This window comes from Sphaerisporangium sp. NBC_01403, assembly GCF_045040145.1.
GTDB classification, from domain to species: domain Bacteria; phylum Actinomycetota; class Actinomycetes; order Streptosporangiales; family Streptosporangiaceae; genus Sphaerisporangium; species Sphaerisporangium viridialbum.
Genome location: NZ_CP109534.1, coordinates 8,254,698 through 8,273,374 on the forward strand (window position 1 = coordinate 8,254,698; position 18,677 = coordinate 8,273,374).

An 18,677-nucleotide genomic window follows, 5' to 3' on the forward strand; every position below is an offset into this window, starting at 1 on the left:
GCGGCGAGTGCCGCCCATCGCCGGCCTCGTCCTTCACATGGACAAAGTCAGGAGACCCCGGCAGCGCGGGTCGCGGCCGCGTGCGTCAGTGCCTTCACCTCGGTGGGTGTGAGCGCGCCGCCTCGGTCGAACTCGGCGGCGAAGCGGTCGTCGCCCAGCGCGAGACGGACCCGGGCGGTGACGCGTTCGATGTCGCCGCGCTCGGCGGGAGCCGCGGACACGGAACTGGACGCGCGGGCCGAGGCCGCCGCGCCCAGGAGCCGGGCGGCGCGGTCGTGGTCCCCGGCGAGGGAGAGGGCTCCGGCGAGGCCGTCCAGCGCGATCGGCATGCCCCAGTCGGTGCCGAACTTCGCCACGTGGCCGAGGGACTCCAGATGCAGGGCGAGCGCCTCCGCCGCGTCGCCGCGCTGCTCGGCGACGAAGCCCAGCTCCGTCAGGATGCTGGGCAGGTGCGGCGGCGGCGCCTCCTCCGCGTGCTTCCCGGACGTCCGGCCGAGCACGTCGCGCAGGTGGGTCTCGGCGAGGTCGAGGTCGCCGTCCCTGCGGGCAGCGAAGGACAGCCCCATCATGGCGAAGATCTGCCCGTCCTGGTGGCCCTGCTCGACGGTCAGCCGCAGCGCCCGCTCGCAGAGCTCTCTCGCGCCGGTGTAGTCGCCGCGCTGCAGCGCGATCCAGCCGAGCCAGGAGAGCCGCCCGGCGACCTCCGTCCACAGCCCGAGCTCCTCGGCCATGTGCTGCCCGTCCAGATGCAGCCGGTGGGCCCGTTCGAGATCGCCGGTCATCTCGGCCAGCGCGCCGAGCCAGCCGGTGGCCTCCAGCTGGCCCCAGCGGTCGCCGAGCTCGCCGAACAGCTCGGCGCTGCGCTCGCTGTCGCGTCCGAGCGCGGCCAGGTCACCGCGTACGTGCGCGAGCTTGCCCCGGGTGGCGAGGACCGCCGCCGTCCCCCACCGGTCGCCCAGCTCCTGGAACGTCGGCAGGGCCCGGCTCACCAGATGCTCGGCGACGGCGAGGTCGCCGATGCCGATGCCGGCGTAGGCCAGGAACCACTCGGCTCTCGCGCGCCCGCCGGGGTCGTCGGTGCCCTCGAACATCCGCAGGGCCGCCCGGCGGCGCTCGTCCCTGCCGGCGACGTGACCGTGGAGAAGCCCGATGCCGACGTCCCAGGCCAGAGCCTTGCCACGAAGCGCGGACGGCCGCACGCCTTCGGCGCCGCCCGTGACCTGGGCGCCGACGAACACCTCGCCGGGGACGGCCGCTGCCGGGGCTTCAGCGCTGAAGGACACCTCGCCGGGGATGGCCGCTGCCGCGGCCCCAGCGCTGAAGGACACCTCGCCAGGGACGGTCGGCGCTGCGGCTTCAGCGCCGTCGGGGGTGGCGTCGGGGACGGACAGGGCCGTGGCGAGCGAGCGGCGGGCCTCGGTCAGCCTGCCGCGCAGGAACCAGTACCAGGCCATCGCGTTGACCAGGCGCAGTGCGCCATCAGCGTCCTCATCCCGGACCGCGGCGTTGAGCGCGGCGCGCAGGTTGGCGGCCTCGGCATCGAGCCGCCGCAGCCACCCCCGCTGGCCTGACCCGTACAGGTGCGGCTCGGCCTGCTCGGCGAGACCGATGTAGTACCCGCGGTGCCGCCGCCGCACCTCCTCAAGCTCGCCCGCCTGCTGGAGCTGCCCGGCGCAGTAGGCCGCGACCGACTCCAGCAGCCGGTAGCGCGGCGCCCCGCCGCCGTCCACCATGACGACCAGGGATCGGTCCACCAGGCGGGTAAGCAGGTCGACCACGTCCAGGCCGTCCTCCGCGCAGACGACCTCGGCGGCCGGAAGGGTGCAGCCGTCGACGTGCACGGCGAGCCTTCGCAGCACGACGCGTTCGGAGTCGCTCAGCAGCTCCCAGCTCCAGTCGATCATCGCCATCAGGGTGCGCTGGCGCGGCGGCGCGCCCCGGTGCCCGGTGGCGAGCAGCCGGAACCGGTCGTCCAGGCGATCGACGAGGCCGTGCACGCCCAGCGCCCGTACCCGGGTCGCCGCCAGCTCCAGGGCCAGCGGGATGCCGTCCAGCCGCCGGCACAGCACGGCGACCGCCGGAGCGGTGTCCGCGTCGAGGGCGAAGCCCCTGGCCGCCGCGGACGCGCGCGTGACGAACAGCCGTACCGAGCCGGTCCGTTCGAGGACGGTGAGGTCGGTGAGGTCGGCGGCCCGGTCGGGCACCTCCAGTGGCGGGACGCTCCAGACGACCTCGCCGGCCAGGGCCAGCGGTTCCTGGCTGGTCGCAAGGATGCGCAGCCCAGGCGCGGTGCGCAGCAGCGCCTCCGCCAGCTCGGCCACCGGCTCGACCACGTGCTCGCAGTTGTCCAGCACCAGCAGCAGCCGCCGGGGGCGCAGCGCCTCGGTGAGGCGGTGCACGGCGGACATCGGCCCGGCCGGCTCAGCGGGACCGGTGGCGTCGCGGATGTCCAGCACCGCCATGACGGCTTCCGCCAGCCGGGACATCGCGTCATGGTCGGCGGGCCGGTCGAGCGCGGCCAGCTCGACCAGCCACACCCCGTCGGGGAACGGGCCGGTCAGCCGCCTCGCCGTCTCGACGGCCAGGCGTGTCTTGCCGACCCCGCCGGGGCCGGTGAGCGTCACCAGGCGCTCGGTCTCCAGCCGGGCGCCGATCTCGGCCACCGCGTCGTCCCGGCCGATCAGGCCGGTGAGCGGCGCGGGCAGGTTCGTGGCGGGCCGGGCCGCCGATAAGTCCGGTGCGTCCGGCGCGGCCAGCGAGGGATCATGGGTCAGGATGGCGCGGTGCAGGGCGACGAGGCCGGCGCTCGGATCCAGCCCCAGCTCGTCGGCCAGCAGCGTGCGCAGCTCCTCGTAACTCTCGAGCGCCTCGCTCTGCCGTCCGGCCCGGTAGAGCGCGCGCATGTGGGTGGCGCGAAGCCGCTCCCGGAGCGGGTGCTCGGCCAGCAGGTCACCGAGCTCACCGGCCAGCGGGACGTGCTCACCCAGTGCCAGCAGCGCCTCTGCCCGGTCTTCGTGCGCGGTCAGCCGCTGCTGCTCAAGGCGGGCGACGGCCGCCCGGGTGAACGGCTCGTCGGCGAAGTCGGCGAACGCGGGCCCCCGCCAGGCGGCCAGCGCCTCGGACAGCAGCGCCGCCGTGGCCCGGGGGTCGCCGGCCCGGCTCGCCCGCGCGATCAGGGAACTGAACCTGTCGGCGTCGGTGTCGGCTCTCAGCAGGTAACCCGCGGGCTGGTGCACGAGCAGCTCGCGGCCGCCCGGCTCGGCGTCCTCCAGCACCCGGCGCAGCTGCGACACCTTGGCCGACAGCGCGCCCGAGGGGTTGCCCGGCGGGTGGTCCCCCCAGAGGTCGTCGACGAGGCGGTCGGCGGGCACCGGGCGCCCCTCGTGGACCAGGAGGTCGGCCAGCAGGGCGCGGACCTTCAGCCCGGGGACCGCGACCGGCACGCCGTCGCTCGTCCACACGGCCAGCGGCCCCAGCACCCCGAAACGCATGACGGCCACGATAACCGGGTCCTCCGACATTTACCGAGGCCCTGCGCGGGGCCGTAAGGCGACGAGAAACAAGTCGTAAAGGCCCTTCGGCAGAGTGGTCACATCGAGCCGGGGACGAGCGCCGAGGAGGTAGGAAATGTCGGAGAATGACCCGCTGCGTCTGGCGGTCATCATCGGGAGCACCCGTAACGGCCGGTTCGGACCCACCGTGGCCGGCTGGTTCGCCGCCAAGGCCCGCAGGCGCCCGGAGCTGGACGTCGACCTGATCGACCTCGCCGAGGCCGACCTGCCGCAGACCCTCACCGACCAGGACGAGCCCGTCCCCGCGAAGGTGCGGGCCCTGGCGCCGAGGCTGGACGCCGCCGACGCCTTCGCCGTGGTCACCCCCGAGTACAACCGGAGCTTTCCCGCCCCGCTCAAGACCGCCATCGACTGGTACTACGAGGAGTGGCGGGCCAAGCCCGTCGCCTTCGTGGCCTACGGCAGGGAGTCCGGCGGCCTGCACGCCATCGAACAGCTGCGCCAGGTCTTCACCGAACTGAACGCCGTGACCATCCGCGACGCCATCAGCCTCCCGCGCTACTGGGACCTGTTCGCCGCGGACGGCACCTGGCCCAAGGCGACCGCCGACTGCAACACGGCGGTCAGGACCACCCTGGACCAGCTTTCCTGGTGGGCCCTCGCGCTGCGCGACGCCCGGGCCAAGTGCCCCCACACCATCTGAGCCCTCACCGACATGGAGAGAACAATGAGAAAGATCATCGCGTCGACCTACGCCACGCTCGACGGCTTCCAGGACAACCCCCACCTGTGGTCCATGAGCTATTCCGACGCGGAGGCCCAGTCGTACGCCCTGAACCTCGCCCTCAGCGGTGACGCGATCCTGCTGGGACGCGTCACCTACGAGGGCATGGCGCAGGCCTGGCCGGCCATGGCGGGCAACCCCTACGCCGACCACGTGAACAGCATCGCCAAGTACGTGGTCTCCTCGACGCTGGAGAAGGCCGACGAGTGGAACAACTCGACCATCATCCACGGCGACGACCTGGTCACCGAGGTCGGCAGGCTCAAGCGGCAGCCCGGAAAGAACATCCTGATCTGGGGCTGCGGGCGGCTCACCGACACCCTCATGGAGCACGGTCTCCTCGACGAGTACCGGATCTGGATCTACCCGGTCATCAAGGGCGAGGGGCAGCGCCTGTTCCGCGAGGGCGTCGCGGCGACCCTGGAGCTCACGGACAGCACGATCTTCAGCCCGGGCGTCGTCCTGCTCACCTACCGGCCGGCCAACGTCATCGGGGCGATGTGAATCGTCAAGATGTATCCGTCGCGAGGAGCCGGTCGTGAGCGGGCGGTCGGAAGCCCTTCACACCGGCCCGAAGACCTCTCACCCCTGACCGCCGCCGCCCGACCGCCAACCCGGCGATCGGCGACCTCCAGGTCGATCCGCTACACGGATTCCCGGCAGGCGTGGGTGGAGTCGCTGTGGTAGTCGGTGTAGGTGTAGGGGTTGTCGAGGATGGTGGTCTCGGGGACGTCAGGGTTCATTCCCTGGCGCCATGCCTCTTCTCCCATCGTCGTCCGCAGGTGTTCGACGGTCTGCTCGACCTCGCGGCGGGCGGCGGCGAGGTCGATGCCGAGCAGGCGGTGCTCGTGCTTGACGACGCGGCCGTTGACCAGCACGGTGTGCACGTCGCCCCGCTGCGCCTGGAAGGCGATGTGGCCGTAGGGGTTGAGCAGCGGGAACGACACGGGTGAGTGCTCGTTCTTGACGAGGACGACGTCGGCCTTCCGGCCCGCTTCCAGGGTGCCGAGGTCGCCGTCGCGGCCGATGGCGCGCGCGCCGCCGCGGGTGGCCCAGTCGACGACCTGGTCGGCGCGCAGACGGCAGTGCGTGACGGTCTCGCCCTTGCCGTGGGCCTCCAGGTGCTCGCGGGAGCGGTCGGCGCCGAGCGTGGTGCGCATGGCCGAGAACAGGTCGCCGCTCCACCAGACGCTGGTGTCCATCGACAGCGACACCGGGATGCCGTGCGCGCGGATGGCCCAGGTGGGCGGGTAGCCCTGACCGGCGCTCTGCTCGCTTTCCGTGGAGACCGAGACGGAGCCGCCGGTGGCGGCGATGCGGTGGTAGGAGTCCGCCGACAGCGAGGCGGCGTGCACGTACACCGTCTCGGGCGTCATGAAGCCGTGGTCGTACATCAGCCGGATGCCGTCGTCACCGGTGGCACCCCACACCCCGGCGTGCGTGGTGACCGGGACGCCGAGCTCACGGGCGACCTCGAAGGCGGGCTTCTCCGGGAAGGCCGGGTCGCCGGTGACGTCGAAGGCGATCTGGAAGCCGAGCATGTCGTCCCCGGTGATCCGCCGCCGGACGAAGTCCCGGAACTCGGGCGCGGCGGTCCATTCGGCGGGCGCCTGCTGGATGTTGCCGTACGCCAGCACGAACCGGCCGGGCACCGACCGCAGCGCGTCGACGGCGGCGTCGGCGTGGTCGACCGTCTGCAGGCCGTGCGACCAGTCGACGACGGTCGTGACGCCCGCGTCGATGGCCTCGATGGCGGCCAGCATGTTGCCGGCGTGGACGTCCTCGGGGCGGAAGAGCTTGCCGTGCTCCAGGTAGTACCAGACGAAGTACTGCGTCAGGGTCCAGTCGGCACCGTAGCCGCGCATGGCCGTCTGCCACATGTGCCGGTGGGTGTCGATCATCCCGGGCATCACGATGCCGTCGGTCGCGTCGATCTCGGCGGTGCCCTCCGGCACGGGGAGGCCGGGCCCGACGGCCGCGATCCGGTCGCCGACGACCAGGACGTCGGTGCCGGTGAGCACCGTGCGCAAGTCGTCCATCGGCAGCACCGTGCCGCCGCGCAGCACCACTGGCCGGCCGGGCTCGAACCGGGACCGTTCGCTCATCACCAGGACTCCTCACCACGCGCGGACCCCGGACCACCTGTCCGGACGTATGTCCGCTTTTCGGGCAACACGTTCTCCGTACTGTCGCTGCCGCCGCTTCCGCTGTCAACCGATCCTTTCCGCACTGCCTCTCACTTGACGCGCATCGTCGATCTGCCAGAATCCGTAGTGACGGACATCTGTCCATTAGGCGGACGATCGAGGGAGTTGGATGTCAGTGAGCGTCGCACCGCCGCGCGAGGGCACCGGCGGGCCGCTGTCGGGGGTGCTGGTAGCGGACTTCTCCCGCGTGCTGGCCGGGCCGTACGCCACGATGCTGATGGCCGACCTGGGCGCGGAGGTCGTGAAGGTCGAGGGCCCGCAGGGCGATGACACCCGGTCGTGGACGCCCCCGGTGCGCGGCGAGGTGTCGACCTACTACCTGGGCGTCAACCGCGGCAAGCGCTCGATCGCGCTGAACCTCCGGGACGAGACCGACGCCGGGCTGGCTCGGGAGCTGGCGCGCCGGGCGGACGTGGTGGTGGAGAACTTCAGGCCCGGCGGGCTCGCCAAGTACGGCCTCGACTACGACAGCGTCAGCGCGTCCAACCCGGGCGTGGTCTACGGCTCGATCAGTGGCTTCGGGTCGGAGGAGGGCAGGAACGTACCCGGATACGACCTGATGGTGCAGGCCATCTCAGGCCTGATGAGCCTGACCGGGGACCCGGAGGGGCCGCCGTACCGGGCAGGGATCTCGGTGTTCGACGTGATGGCCGGCAACCACGCCGTGATCGGCATCCTGGCCGCGCTGCGCCATCGGGACGCGACCGGTCAGGGGCAGCACGTCGAGGTGAACCTGCTGTCGTCGGCGCTGACCGGGCTGGCCAACCACAGCTCCGCCTACGTCGCAGGTGGGGTGGTGCCCTTCCGGATGGGCAACGCGCATCCCAGCGTGTTCCCCTACGAGCCGCTGCCGACCGCGGACAACGACCTGATCGTCACCGCCGCCAACGACGGCCAGTTCCGCAGGCTGTGCGAGGTGCTGGGCATCCCCGAGGTCGCCGACGACCCGCGGTTCGCCCGCAACGCCGGCCGCACCGAGCACCGCGAGGAGCTGCGTCCCATCCTGGTGGAACAACTCGCGAAGCGCGGCGCGGTCGAGTGGTTCGAGCTGCTGGTGGAGGCCGGTGTGCCCAGCGGCCCGATCAACACCGTCGACGGCGGGTTCGCCATGGCCGAGCGCTTCGGCCTGGACCCGATCGTGCAGGTCGGCGAGGGCGACCGTACGGTGCCGACGACACGGCACCCGATCAGGTTCTCGCGGACCCCGGCCGGCTACCGGCTGCCGCCGCCCGAACTGGACGAGCACGGCTCCGCGCTGCGCGAGTGGCTCGCGGAGGAGGACGACCGTGGCTGAGCGCGTCGACCGGCCCGAGTACCCGACGGCGCTCGGCGCGTCCAGCCTCGAAAAGATCACCCTGCTCGGCCACGACCTGGCCAAGGACGTCATGGGTGAGGTCGGGTTCGGCGAGCTGGCGTTCTGGCTGGCGACCCAGCGGCGACCCGGACGCGGCGAGGTGCGGGTGTTCGAGGCCGTGCTCGCGGCGCTGGCCGATCACGGCTTCACCCCGACCGCGATCGTCACCCGCCTCACCTACCTGTCGGCCCCCGACTCGGTACAGGGCGCGCTCGCGGCGGGCCTGCTGGGCGGCGGATCCAGGTTCCTCGGCGTCACAGAGGACACCGGCCGCTTCCTGCACGACGTGCTGACCTCGGTGGACGGCCTGCCTGCCGACGAGGACGGCTGGGACGCACTCGCCCTGGAGACCGTACGGGCGCGGCGTGCGGCGAAGCGGTTCGTCCCCGGGCTCGGCCACCATGTGCACAAGCAGGGCGACCCGCGAACCCCCCGGTTGATGGAGATCGCCACCGAGGAGGGGCTGTTCGGGCCGCACCTGTCGCTGTTCGCCGCCATCGGCAGGGTGCATCCCCAGGTGCTCGGCCGGACGCTCCCGCTCAACGGGGCCGGGGTGTGCGGCGCGGCGCTGGCCGACCTCGGCCTGCCGCTGGAACTGCTGCGCGGATTCGCCCTGCTCGCCCGGACCGCCGGGCTGATCGGGCAGCTCGCCGAGGAACTGCGCAACCCGGTAGGCAACGACATCTTCCTCTCGGTGGACCTGAACAACCGGTCCGTCGAGCCCGAGCCGTACACACCCGAAGACCGTCCCTGACCTCGCCTGTCCAGACAAGGAGACCCGATGGCCGAACTGGTCGCGGTGATCGCTTCCACCCACCACCCCTTCTACTACCGTGCGAGCACCTCGACCGGTGCCGACCGCCCGGAGTTCGCCGACGAGTGGGTGCGCAAGGTCGAGGCGTTCCGCGAGACGCTGACCAGGGCACGTCCCGATGTGCTGGTGATGGTCGGCTCGGACCACTTCCACCAGCTGTGGCTGGACAACATGCCGCAGTTCCTCGTCGGCAAGGCCCCGTTCTACGACGCGAACTTCTACAACGAGGAACGCGAGTTCGGGTTGCCGCGCATGCTGCTCACCGGCCAGGAGGACCTGTCGGCCCACGTGCTGCGCGAGGGGCTGGACGCGGGGTTCGACCTGGCGTTCTCCAACGAGCTGCGGATCGACCACTCGATCACGTGCCCGATCATCACCCTGCGCCCGCAGAACGACCTGCCCATCGTGCCCGTCTACACCAACATCTTCGCCCCGCCGCTGCCGCGGCCCAAGCGCTTCGTCCAACTTGGGAAGACGATCAGGGAACTGGTGGAGTCCTGGCCGTCGGACAAGAGGGTCGCCGTCATCGGCACCGGTCACCTGTCGCTGGAGCTGGGCGGGCCCCGGCAGTTCGGCCCGCACGGACCGGACCCGGAGTTCGACAGGCGCGCCGTGGAGTGGATCTCAACCGGCGACATCGAGGGCTGCCTGTCGGAGGTGACGCTGGACAGCCTGCACGCTCCCGGCAACGCCACCCACGGGTTCATGGACTTCATGCTGATGATGGGCGTCGCGGGGGAGGGGATGAAGGCCGACTACGTCGACACCTACGACCTCTTCCACACGATGGAGGCATATTTCACCTGGTATCCGAACGGAGCCGGCCAGTGAGCAAGTACCTGCTGAACAAGTTTCTGTTCACCGTGGACCGCGACCCCGAGCTGGTCGAGCGGTACCGAGACGACCCTCGGGGCACCGTGGCGTGGTGGGAGGCCGAGCAGGCCAACCGCATCCTCAACTGCGTCGGCGGCGAGTCGAGCACCTGGCTGCGCTTCGACGACACCGAACGCGCCGCCCTCGCCGAGCACGACTACCCCGGGCTGTTCGAGCTCGGGGCGCATCCGTTCCTCACCCTGACCCTGTTCATCGCGATGTTCGAACGCGACTACGACGAGCCCCTCGGTTTCCAGCGCGAGTACGCCCAGCGGCTCGGGCACTTCGCGCTTCCGTACCCCGACATCGCCACCTGAGCCCGTGCGCGGAAGCTCCCGGCCGGCGAATCAGCCCGGACGGACGGTCAGGACGCGGCCGTCCGGGTCACGTGGGGCACCGTCTCCAGCCGGGCGAAGTCGGCGCTGATCTCGCCGGCGGTCTGCAGCAGCGGCGGAAGATGCTCCTCCAGCAACCGTTCCAGTGAGGTCTCCGCGGCATGGCTGTTGACGTTGATCCCGGCGATGACCTGGCCGGATCCGTCGCGCAGCGGCGCGGCGACCGAGCGGATGCCGGGCGCGAGCTGCTCGTCGGTCAGCGCCCAGCCGCGAGCGCGGACCTCGCGGAGCTCGGCGTCGCGCTCCTCGCGGCCGAGCCGCCGCCGAGGTTCGATGCCGGAGCGGGACGGCTCGGCCAGCACGCGGTCCAGCTCCTCGGGGGACAGCGCGGCCAGGCAGACCTTGCCCAGCGAGGTCGCCTGCGCGGGGAACCGCGTACCGATCTGCACGGCCAGGCCCACGATCTTGGGCAGCGCCACCCGGGCCACGTACACGATGTCGGAGCCGTCGAGCTGGGCGATCGAGCACGACTCGCCGGTACGGGACACGAGCCTTTCCAGGTGCGGGCGGGCGATGTCCCACAGCCCCATCGAGCGCACGTACGCCACGCCCAGGTCGAGCACCCGGGGGGTCAGCGCGAACCCGCCCTCGCGCGAGCGCACGTAGCCCAGCTCCTGAAGGGTGAGCAGGATACGCCGGGCGGTCGGCCGTGCCAGCCCGGTCTCCGTGGCCACCTGGGTCAGCGACATCACCGGCCGATGTGGTTGGAAGGCGGTGATGACCTCCAGCCCTCGGGCCAGCGCTTCGATGAAATCCGGCCCGACGCCGTCCCGCGGCATTCGCCGACTCCTCGCAGTCTGCTCTAGAAACGTCCGGCATCCGGACAGACCGCTTGAGTGTATGACATATTTGTCAACCAGTCCATCTGTCCACGTGGCATGGCATGACGCAGAGGTTTCCAAGCCGAGTGGTGGCTGTAAAACACTGGTGGCGGCCCTTCTTCGATCGCCAAGCGGACAGTCGGCCGTTGAACGGCACTCCGGGCCTGCGGGGCCCTCCACCGGCTGTGTCCACACCTGTGGAGATCGGATTCGAACCTGTGTACGAGTCTGTGGATACTGTGGATAACTCCTCCGCCGAGTTCACCCGAGCATGCGAGCGAAGGCGTCGAATGCCGCTCCCGACCGTCCGGGAGCGGCATTCGGGTCGGCCACTAGCGGCCTTGCAGTGCCTTGACGTTGTCGCCGAAGGTCCAGTTCTTCGATCCATCCCAGTTGATGGACCAGGTCATCAGACCCTTGAGGCTCCCGCTGAAGCTGTTCCAGCTCTGGGACACCAGGGAGGGCGCCATGTAGCCGCCTCCGGCTCCGCTCTGGGCGGGCAGACCGGGGACCTGCTTGTCATAGGGGACCTTGATCGTCGTGCCCTGGATGACCAGGCCGTTGTTCAAGCAGGTGGTCTGGGCGGTGAACCCCTGAACAGTGCCCGCGGAGTAGGAGTCACCGGAGCAGCCGTACATGCTTCCGTTGTAGTACTGCATGTTCAGCCACCAGAGGCGGCCGTTGTCGGCGTACTTCTTGATGATCGGCAGGTACGCCCCCCAGATCGAGCCGTAGGTGACGCTGCCCCCGGTGACGTACGCCGTCTCGGGTGCCATGGTCAGGCCGAAGTTGGACGGCATCTGGGCGAGCACGCCGTCGATGATGCGGATGAGATTGGCCTGGGAGGCGGAGAGCTGGTTGATGTTGCCGCTGCCGCTGAGGCCGGTCTCGATGTCGATGTCGATGCCATCGAAGTTGTACCGCTTGAGGATCGGCACGACGGTGGCGACGAAGCGGTCGGCGACGGTGCTGGAGCTCAGGTCGATTCCGGCGGTCGCTCCGCCGATGGACATCAGGATCGTCATGCCGGCGGCCTTGGCCTGGCACATCTCGGCCGGGGTGGCGACCTTGACGGTGGAGTCCATGCCGTCTTCCCACAGGACGGTTCCGTCAGAGCGGATGACCGGGAACGCCGCGTTGATCACGTTGTAGCCGTGGGCCTTGATGCGGGAGTCGGTGATCGGAATCCAGCCGAGCGGCGGGTGCACACCGTTCGACGCGCCGTCCCAGTTCTCCCAGTAGCCCTGAAGGACCTTGCCCGTCGGCCTCGACTTCACCGCGCACGTGCCACCCGTGGGCGTAGGAGTGGGCGTCGGTGTAGGCGTCACAGTCGGAGTGGGAGTGGGGGTGGGCGTGGGAGTCGGGGTGACAGTGGGCGTGGGTGTGGGAGTGCTCGACGGGGGGGCTCCGGGCCCGTCGAAGCTGACGTCATCGGCGTAATAGGTGCCCTGCCCGTACCACCCGTGCAGGTAGACCACGGCGGTGGTCTGGCCGGCCGCGGTGGTGAAGGAGACAGAGAGCTGCGTGTACGTCGCTGATGAGGTCCAGGTGGACCCGCCGCCGTTCACGCCGAGGTAGACGTAGTTGCCGCGCACCCACGCGGTCAAGGTGTAGGCGGTGCTCGGCTTGACGGTCATCGACTGGGTGCACTGGGCGTTGTCGGAGGCACTCGCCGCGCCGGCGAGTGCCTTCGTGCCGGAGTGGACCGGGGAGCCGACCACCGAACCCAGCCCACCGGTGCAGGTCCAGGGCGAGAGGGATCCGGTCTCGAAGCCCGGATTCGCGAGGAGGTTGGCGGCCTGAGCCGACGTCTGCGTGACAAGGACGCCTATGACCGCCAGCAATAACGAGACTGCCAGCACCAACAGGCGGGGGGTTCGTTTCATGGGGGGTACAACCCTTCTATCGCCCGGGTGTGGGGGGTCACCGGGCATCGACGGCGGGCGGAGGGTGCGGCTGCCCCGGAACGCCGACTCCACCCGGAGCCTTGACGAGGGTCGCGGTCGGAATGCCGTCCTGGCGGCCTCGGCGGGCAGGACGTTAGGAGTGGGCGACTGGGTTCGTTAGGGGCGGATGAGTCGCGTCTGTGGAACCTCACAGTTCTTATAGGAAAGTTTCCTAAGAGTTGACGTGATCGTAGCCCCGACTTCAATGCCGTACAAGGCCCAAACAGGACATCCACCCGGCGCGCGGAGCATCGGTCCCAGAAGCGAAGGGGAGGGGCGCGGATCCGCGTCCCTCCCCTTCTACCCGCTTCTACCCGCCAGGTCGGCGAACGCTCGCGGGCGGCAACTCGGCCGCACGTTGCGGTGACGAAAGGATCAACCCGCACCGGCCATTACGGCTCCGGTGGTCGACCCGGGCGACGAAGCGCACGACCTCCGGTTATTTCTCTCGCTGGATGATGATGACGGGGATCACCCTGGCGGTCTTCTTCTGGTAGCCGGCGTACATGGGAAAGACCGACACCATCAACTCCCACAGCCGAGGCTTCTCCTCGTCGTTGGCGGTGCGGACTTGTGCGGCGAACTTCTCCGAGCCGACCTGCACGCTGACTTCAGGGCACTCGAGCAGGTTGAGGTACCAGGCGGGGTGGTCGTCGGCGCCACCGTTCGAGGCCACGATCAGGTAGTCGTCGCCGTCGCGCCCATAGATCAACGCTGTACGGCGCAGCTTTCCCGACTTCCTTCCCCTCGTCGTGAGCAGGAGCGAGTCGTACCCGTTGTAGCTGTGCCCGTCCTGGCCGTCGGACTCGACGTAGCGCTTGATGTGCTTGGCCACCCAGCCTGTGGGGCTGTCCACGACTTCATCGGGCTCTGGTGTTGTCAACGATCCTCCCGGCACTTGATCATGCGCACTCTCGCTCACGCTATCGGCGATCAGGTCGCCACGGTCAAGTCCAGAGCGCCGGCCGTCGATCGCGACCGTGGCCCACAAGGCCAACATGTGGAGATCATTCGAACCTGTGTACGACTCTGTGGATACTGTGGATAACTCCTCCGATCCCCACGCCCTGCCCCGCGAGCTTGTCACGTTAGTGCTGTGGCCCCACCGTCCACGGCCGGAGCTTCTCGGGGTTGCGTACCGCCCAGATGTGCTTGATCCGGTCGCCTGCGACGTCGAACGCCATCACCACCACGGTGACGCCATCTTGCTGAGCCACCAGACCGGGCTGACCGTTGACCCTACGCTCCAGGATCGTCAGGTTGGGTACCCTGCCGACGATATCGAGGGCGTAGCGCGCGACCTGCTCGCCACCTTCGATGGGGCGGAGCACGGCGCTGACGAGGCCGCCGCCGTCGGCGATCCCCGTGGCGTCGGGGTCGAGGAGGCCGATGAGGGCGTCGATGTCCTTGGCTTCCCATGCCTGCTTGAAGTCCCTGACGATGCCGGCCTGCTGGGCTGCCGGAGCCGTGGGAGCCCGCGACGCGCGGATGCGACGGCGGGCCGAGGAGGCCAGCTGGCGGCATGCCGCCGGGGTACGGCCGACGATCTCGGCCACTTCGGCGAAGGAGTGGCAGAAGACATCGTGCAGGATGAACGCGACGCGCTCGGCCGGGGTCATCGATTCGAGCACGACGAGGAAGGCCATGCTGACCGACTCGTCGAGGGTGACCCGGTCGGCCGGGTCGACCGTGGTGCCGCCCGGCCGCCCGCTGATCCACTCGGCATGATCGGGCAGCGGCTCGGGGATCCATTCGCCCACGTAGCGCTCCCGCCGGGCCCGTGCCGAGCCGAGCAGGTCGAGGCAGACGCGACTGGCGACCTTCGTCAGCCAGGCGCCGGGGGATTCGATGGCTTCCTGCTGTTGCCGGGACATGGCGTACCAGCGGGCGTAGGTCTCTTGTACGACATCCTCGGCGTCGGCCAGCGAGCCGAGGAGCCGGTACGCCAGATTGATCAGCTGACGCCGCTCGCTCATGATCGCGCTCAGGCCCGGATCGGGCCGGCCGTGTTCTGGCTCGGATCGGGTGGTCATGGTGTCGACGACTCCCTTGGTCGCAGCTGCCCTCACCAGTTCGACGAGACATCGCACCGAACTGTGAGGTTGGCGCGTCGCCTCACATTCCCAGCCGTTGTGTCGTCGGACTACTGAGACACCATCCAGCACGCAGGAAAGCTCGGCGACCCCGGCCGGCATGCGGATCGCCGTCGAAACAGCGCTGAGATTCAGAAGGGAAGACCTCGCAATGTCCATCCCCACGATGACCAAGCAGGACGACCTCCAGTCGCGTCTGCCCGACCCCACCCAGTTCTTCCCCGAGATGGCAGCAATCTCCGGAGCCATGTTCAAGGCCACCCGGAACGGTTCGATTCCGCAGACCACTATCAGCATGGTGCAGCTCCGCGCCGGGCAGATCGTCGGCAGCACGTACCACACCGTCCGACAAACCGGCGACCTCCGCAAGGCCGGGGAAACAGAGGAGCGCATCACCGCCGTGGCGTCATGGCAGGACGCCCCCTACTTCACCGACGCCGAACGGGTCGCACTGGAGCTCGTGGAGGCCGTCCTCACCCCGAACCCGTCCGGGGAGCGCGTCCCCGACGAGCTGTATGCCAAGGCATCCGCCCACTACGACGACAAGGCGCTCTGGACGCTCACCCTGGCGATCAGCCAGATCTGCTTCTTCATCCCCGTCGCTCTCATCGGCAAGCCGATCCCCGGTAAGGCCCCCGGGAAGAATTACAGCAAGTAACGCCCAACAGGCTCAGGATGAGGACGGCAACCGCGTCTCACGCGCTGAGCACGGCCAGCTCCTGAGCTTGCTCTTTAACCAAAATCTTGGGCGTATGCCATGCCGATGGTGACGTATCCGCGCGTAGCGGATTATGTCCCGAAAGCTACGGTGTGTCGCTATGGCATGTGGCGGCCACCGTCTCATCTTCACTCGGTATCGGCACGGAGCGAGGAGAGGCGGTGGCCGTGGCCACCGAACCGTGAGGTTGGCGCGTCGCCTCACATTCCCGGCGGTTGTGTCGTCGGACTACTGAGGCACCAGATCGTCGCCGTCTTCACCCGTCCCGCAGCAGTCAAGGAGGCACCCATGTTCTTGCGTGTCGCGATCGCCCTGCAAACCTTGGCCCTCTTCGCCGCGCCGATCACCGCCGGACTGTTGTTGTCCTCGCCCGACGGACGGGCATTGCACAGCGTTTCGGCGTACGGGGTGTTCGCCGCGGCGCTGTTGCACCTGGTCACCGCGATCTTGGTGTGGCGGCCGGGCGGCGGCTCGCCCAGGGCCATCCTGTACGCGGCCGGATTCTTCGGGCTCACCCTGGCGCAGATAGCGCTCGGCATCGCGCACGTGAAGACCGTGCACGTCCCATTGGGCGCGTTGATGTTCGGCATGAGCGTCCTTCAACTTAGCCGGGTCTGGGCCGGCCGCCGCACTCACGTGGCCGCCGCTGCATGACGGTGACCCGACGTCAGGCTCTGGGCCTGTTCGGCATCCGGGTGGGCGGCGATGCCGACCCGGCCGCCGGCCGTTCCGGCCGGCCCTCATTCGGGTCTTGTGGCGATGTCATCCTGGTGTTACGTTGCCGCAATCGAATCAGTTCGATCCGAGAGGCCGATCATGGCGGCAACGATCGCTGACGTGGCGAAGCACGCGGGGGTCTCGCGCAGCACCGTCTCCTACGTGCTCAGCGGCAACCGGTCGATCTCCCCCGAGACGACCAAACGTGTCGAGCGCAGCATCCGAGAGCTCAACTTCCGGCCGCACGCGGGCGCCCAGTCGATCAGGACCCGCAGGTCGGGCGTGATCGCGATGGCGCTGCCGCTGGTCCACGGACCGCACAACCAGGTGCAGATGCCGTACGTGTGGGCCGTTCTGTCCGCCGCGCAGGACGCCGGGCTGAAGCTGCTGATGATCACCGACGACAACGGCGAGAAGGCGATCCGCGACGCGGTCGCCAGCGCGCTGGTGGACGGGGTGATGCTGATGGAGGTCCAGCAGCGCGACCCGCGGGTGGAGTTGCTGGGCTCGCTGAAGTGCCCGGCCGTCCTGGTGGGCACGCCCGACGACGCGGCGGGGCTGCCCCTCGTGGACTTCGACTTCACGCTGTCCGGCCGGCTCTGTGCCGAGCACCTGCTCGACCTCGGGCACACGAACCTGGGCTTCCTCGGGCAGCCGCCCGAGACGTACGCCCGCGGGGGCGCCTACGCGGCGCACGCCCGCGACGGGGCGGTGGAGGCGATCGAGAGCCGGGGCGCGACCGCCGTCTGGCAGCCGTGCGAGCCCTCGCCTGATGGGGTGGACGCCGCGCTCACCGCGCTCTTCGCCGCGAACCCGGACACGAGCGGCCTGATCGTCTACAACGAGTGGGGGCTGCCGCTGGTGGTCGACCGGCTCGCCCGGATGGGCCGGCGGGTGCCGCGGGACGTCTCCCTCGTCGCGATCTGCTCCGACGACGAGGTGGGGCGCCTGGCCCACCCCGTGACCTCGCTGGCGCTGCCCGTCGAGGACCTGGCCCACACGGCCGTGCAACGCCTGGCCGGTCTGATCCGCGGCGAACCACAGCCGCCGGTCACCATGCTCGCACCAGAGCTGAACGTACGCGAAAGCACCCGCACCTATAGGCGCACGCGAGCCTGACCCTGCGCGCCGCCCCTCTCCTGGGCTGCCCGCAGCCATAATCGAATCAGTTCGAAAGGCCCTGACCATGCCATACACAGCACTCCCCCGTACCGGACGCAGGGCGCTGGCCGCCGGCGCCACCGTCGCCGCCGCCCTCGCGATCGGCGGCTGTGGCGGCGGCGCCGCGCCCGCCGCGGACACCGGCACATTGACGGAGATCGACTACTACGAGGCCGCGCCGCAGAACACCAAGCTGCCGGAGATCCTCGCGGCGTGCGGCCGGGAGACCGGGGTGAAGATTGAGCACCAGCAGGTGCCGCGGACCCAGTTCATCCCCAAGCTGCTCCAGCAGGCGTCCTCGCGGTCGCTCCCCGACCTGGCCCTGATCGACAACCCGGACCTGGCCCAGCTCGCCGCGACCGGCGGCCTGGTGCGCCTGTCGGAGGCCGGGCTGAGCACCGAGGGGCTGTTCCCCTCGATCGTGAACGCGGGGCAGTACCAGGGCCAGACGTACGGCATCGCCCCCGGAGTGAACGGCCTGGCCCTCTACTACAACAAGAAGCTGTTCGGCGAGGCGGGCCTGCAACCACCGAAGACCTGGGACGGGCTGACGGAGGCCGCCGGGAAGCTGACCAAGGGCAAGCGGTACGGCATCGCGTTTTCGGCGGTCGGCACCGAGGAGGGCAGCTTCCAGTTCGAGCCCTTTTTCTGGACGGCGGGGGCTAGCCTCAAGCAGCTCGACTCCCCGCAGGCGGTCCAGGCGCTGACGCTGTGGAAGGACCTGGTCGACTCCGGGTCGGCCTCCAAGTCGGTGGTCACCTGGACCCAGGCCGACATCAACGACCAGTTCATGGCCGGGAACGCGGCGATGATGGTGAACGGCCCGTGGCAGCTGCCGACGCTGAACCAGAAGAAGGACCTCGAGTTCGGCATCGTCCCGATCCCCATCCCCTCGCCGTCCGCCAAGCCGGTGACGCCGCTGGGCGGCGAGGTGTGGACGGTCGGCCGCAGCACCCCCGAGCGGGAGAAGAAGGCCGTCGCGGTGCTGAAGTGCCTGCTCAGCCAGGACAAGAGCCTGGAGTGGTCGACCGCCGCCGGCTACATCCCGAGCAACCGCGCCGCGGCCGGCCAGCTCGCCGCGCGCGACCCGCAGCTCGCGCCGTTCGCCGAGGAGGTGGCCACCGCGCTGGCCCGCACCGCCGAGCTGGGGACGGACTACCCGCGGGTCAGCGAGGCGCTGTTCAACGCGATCCAGCAGTGCCTGGCCGGAGGCAAGTCGCCGCAGGAGGCGCTGAGCGCGGCGCAGGCCGCGGTCAAGTAGGGAACGGGGACTCCTCCTATG

Annotated in this window: 17 protein-coding genes; 11 read left to right on the top strand and 6 right to left on the bottom strand. The window is 69.9% G+C overall.

The features are described 5' to 3' along the window. Positions 1 to 47: 47 nt before the first annotated feature. Entirely contained in the window at positions 48 to 3,491 is a 3,444-nt protein-coding gene (locus OG589_RS37240; protein ID WP_405152204.1) for a BTAD domain-containing putative transcriptional regulator, read from the bottom strand. A 136-nt stretch (positions 3,492 to 3,627) separates the two neighbouring features. Here OG589_RS37240 and OG589_RS37245 point away from each other — a divergent pair, with 136 nt between their 5' ends. Both OG589_RS37245 and OG589_RS37250 read left to right on the top strand, forming a co-directional pair. Further along, on the top strand, positions 3,628 to 4,215 hold the full coding sequence (locus OG589_RS37245) for an NADPH-dependent FMN reductase (protein ID WP_405143073.1): 588 nt from the start codon (positions 3,628 to 3,630) through the stop codon (positions 4,213 to 4,215). Positions 4,216 to 4,239: 24 nt separating this feature from the next. Beyond that, complete coding sequence (locus tag OG589_RS37250) at positions 4,240 to 4,800, top strand: dihydrofolate reductase family protein (RefSeq protein WP_405143074.1); 561 nt, start codon at positions 4,240 to 4,242, stop codon at positions 4,798 to 4,800. Positions 4,801 to 4,940: 140 nt separating this feature from the next. On the opposite strand, the gene OG589_RS37255 is transcribed toward OG589_RS37250, so the two are convergent. Next, complete coding sequence (locus OG589_RS37255) at positions 4,941 to 6,401, bottom strand: amidohydrolase family protein (protein ID WP_405143075.1); 1,461 nt, start codon at positions 6,399 to 6,401, stop codon at positions 4,941 to 4,943. Positions 6,402 to 6,612: 211 nt separating this feature from the next. Between OG589_RS37255 and OG589_RS37260 the strand changes: the two genes are divergently transcribed. Genes OG589_RS37260 through OG589_RS37275 form a run of 4 tightly spaced genes read left to right on the top strand, consistent with a single transcriptional unit; the run spans position 6,613 to position 9,861 of the window. After that, positions 6,613 to 7,797, top strand: a complete 1,185-nt coding sequence (locus tag OG589_RS37260) for a CaiB/BaiF CoA transferase family protein (protein ID WP_405143077.1) — start codon at positions 6,613 to 6,615, stop codon at positions 7,795 to 7,797. Then, entirely contained in the window at positions 7,790 to 8,611 is an 822-nt protein-coding gene (locus OG589_RS37265) for a citryl-CoA lyase (protein ID WP_405143079.1), read from the top strand. Before OG589_RS37260 ends, OG589_RS37265 begins: the two co-directional genes overlap by 8 nt. Before the next feature lie 27 nt (positions 8,612 to 8,638). Further along, positions 8,639 to 9,502, top strand: coding sequence for an extradiol ring-cleavage dioxygenase (locus OG589_RS37270; RefSeq protein ID WP_405143081.1), 864 nt, complete (start codon positions 8,639 to 8,641; stop codon positions 9,500 to 9,502). After that, positions 9,499 to 9,861, top strand: coding sequence for a hypothetical protein (locus OG589_RS37275; protein ID WP_405143083.1), 363 nt, complete (start codon positions 9,499 to 9,501; stop codon positions 9,859 to 9,861). Before OG589_RS37270 ends, OG589_RS37275 begins: the two co-directional genes overlap by 4 nt. A gap of 47 nt (positions 9,862 to 9,908) precedes the next feature. On the opposite strand, the gene OG589_RS37280 is transcribed toward OG589_RS37275, so the two are convergent. The 4 genes from OG589_RS37280 to sigJ form a co-directional block, all read right to left on the bottom strand. Further along, positions 9,909 to 10,718, bottom strand: coding sequence for an IclR family transcriptional regulator C-terminal domain-containing protein (locus OG589_RS37280; protein WP_405143085.1), 810 nt, complete (start codon positions 10,716 to 10,718; stop codon positions 9,909 to 9,911). 374 nt (positions 10,719 to 11,092) lie between these two features. Further along, positions 11,093 to 12,646 carry a glycosyl hydrolase family 18 protein gene (locus OG589_RS37285; protein ID WP_405143087.1) on the bottom strand — a complete coding sequence of 518 codons (1,554 nt, stop codon included), beginning with the start codon at positions 12,644 to 12,646 and terminating at the stop codon, positions 11,093 to 11,095. Positions 12,647 to 13,145: 499 nt separating this feature from the next. Further along, positions 13,146 to 13,562, bottom strand: a complete 417-nt coding sequence (locus OG589_RS37290) for a nitroreductase family deazaflavin-dependent oxidoreductase (protein WP_405143089.1) — start codon at positions 13,560 to 13,562, stop codon at positions 13,146 to 13,148. Positions 13,563 to 13,794: 232 nt separating this feature from the next. Further along, positions 13,795 to 14,964, bottom strand: a complete 1,170-nt coding sequence (sigJ, locus tag OG589_RS37295) for an RNA polymerase sigma factor SigJ (protein ID WP_405152205.1) — start codon at positions 14,962 to 14,964, stop codon at positions 13,795 to 13,797. Between sigJ and OG589_RS37300 the strand changes: the two genes are divergently transcribed. From OG589_RS37300 to OG589_RS37320, 5 genes are all read left to right on the top strand, one after another. Continuing rightward, complete coding sequence (locus OG589_RS37300) at positions 14,951 to 15,457, top strand: carboxymuconolactone decarboxylase family protein (RefSeq protein ID WP_405143090.1); 507 nt, start codon at positions 14,951 to 14,953, stop codon at positions 15,455 to 15,457. The genes sigJ and OG589_RS37300 overlap by 14 nt on opposite strands. Positions 15,458 to 15,805: 348 nt before the next feature. After that, positions 15,806 to 16,171, top strand: coding sequence for a hypothetical protein (locus OG589_RS37305; protein WP_405143092.1), 366 nt, complete (start codon positions 15,806 to 15,808; stop codon positions 16,169 to 16,171). Beyond that, the gene (locus OG589_RS37310) at positions 16,168 to 16,353 is read left to right on the top strand and encodes a hypothetical protein (protein ID WP_405143093.1); all 186 of its coding nucleotides are present in this window, start codon (positions 16,168 to 16,170) and stop codon (positions 16,351 to 16,353) included. Before OG589_RS37305 ends, OG589_RS37310 begins: the two co-directional genes overlap by 4 nt. A gap of 1 nt (position 16,354) precedes the next feature. After that, positions 16,355 to 17,353, top strand: coding sequence for a LacI family DNA-binding transcriptional regulator (locus tag OG589_RS37315; protein ID WP_405143095.1), 999 nt, complete (start codon positions 16,355 to 16,357; stop codon positions 17,351 to 17,353). A gap of 67 nt (positions 17,354 to 17,420) precedes the next feature. Then, positions 17,421 to 18,656, top strand: a complete 1,236-nt coding sequence (locus OG589_RS37320) for an ABC transporter substrate-binding protein (protein ID WP_405143097.1) — start codon at positions 17,421 to 17,423, stop codon at positions 18,654 to 18,656. The last annotated feature ends 21 nt before the right edge of the window (positions 18,657 to 18,677 follow it).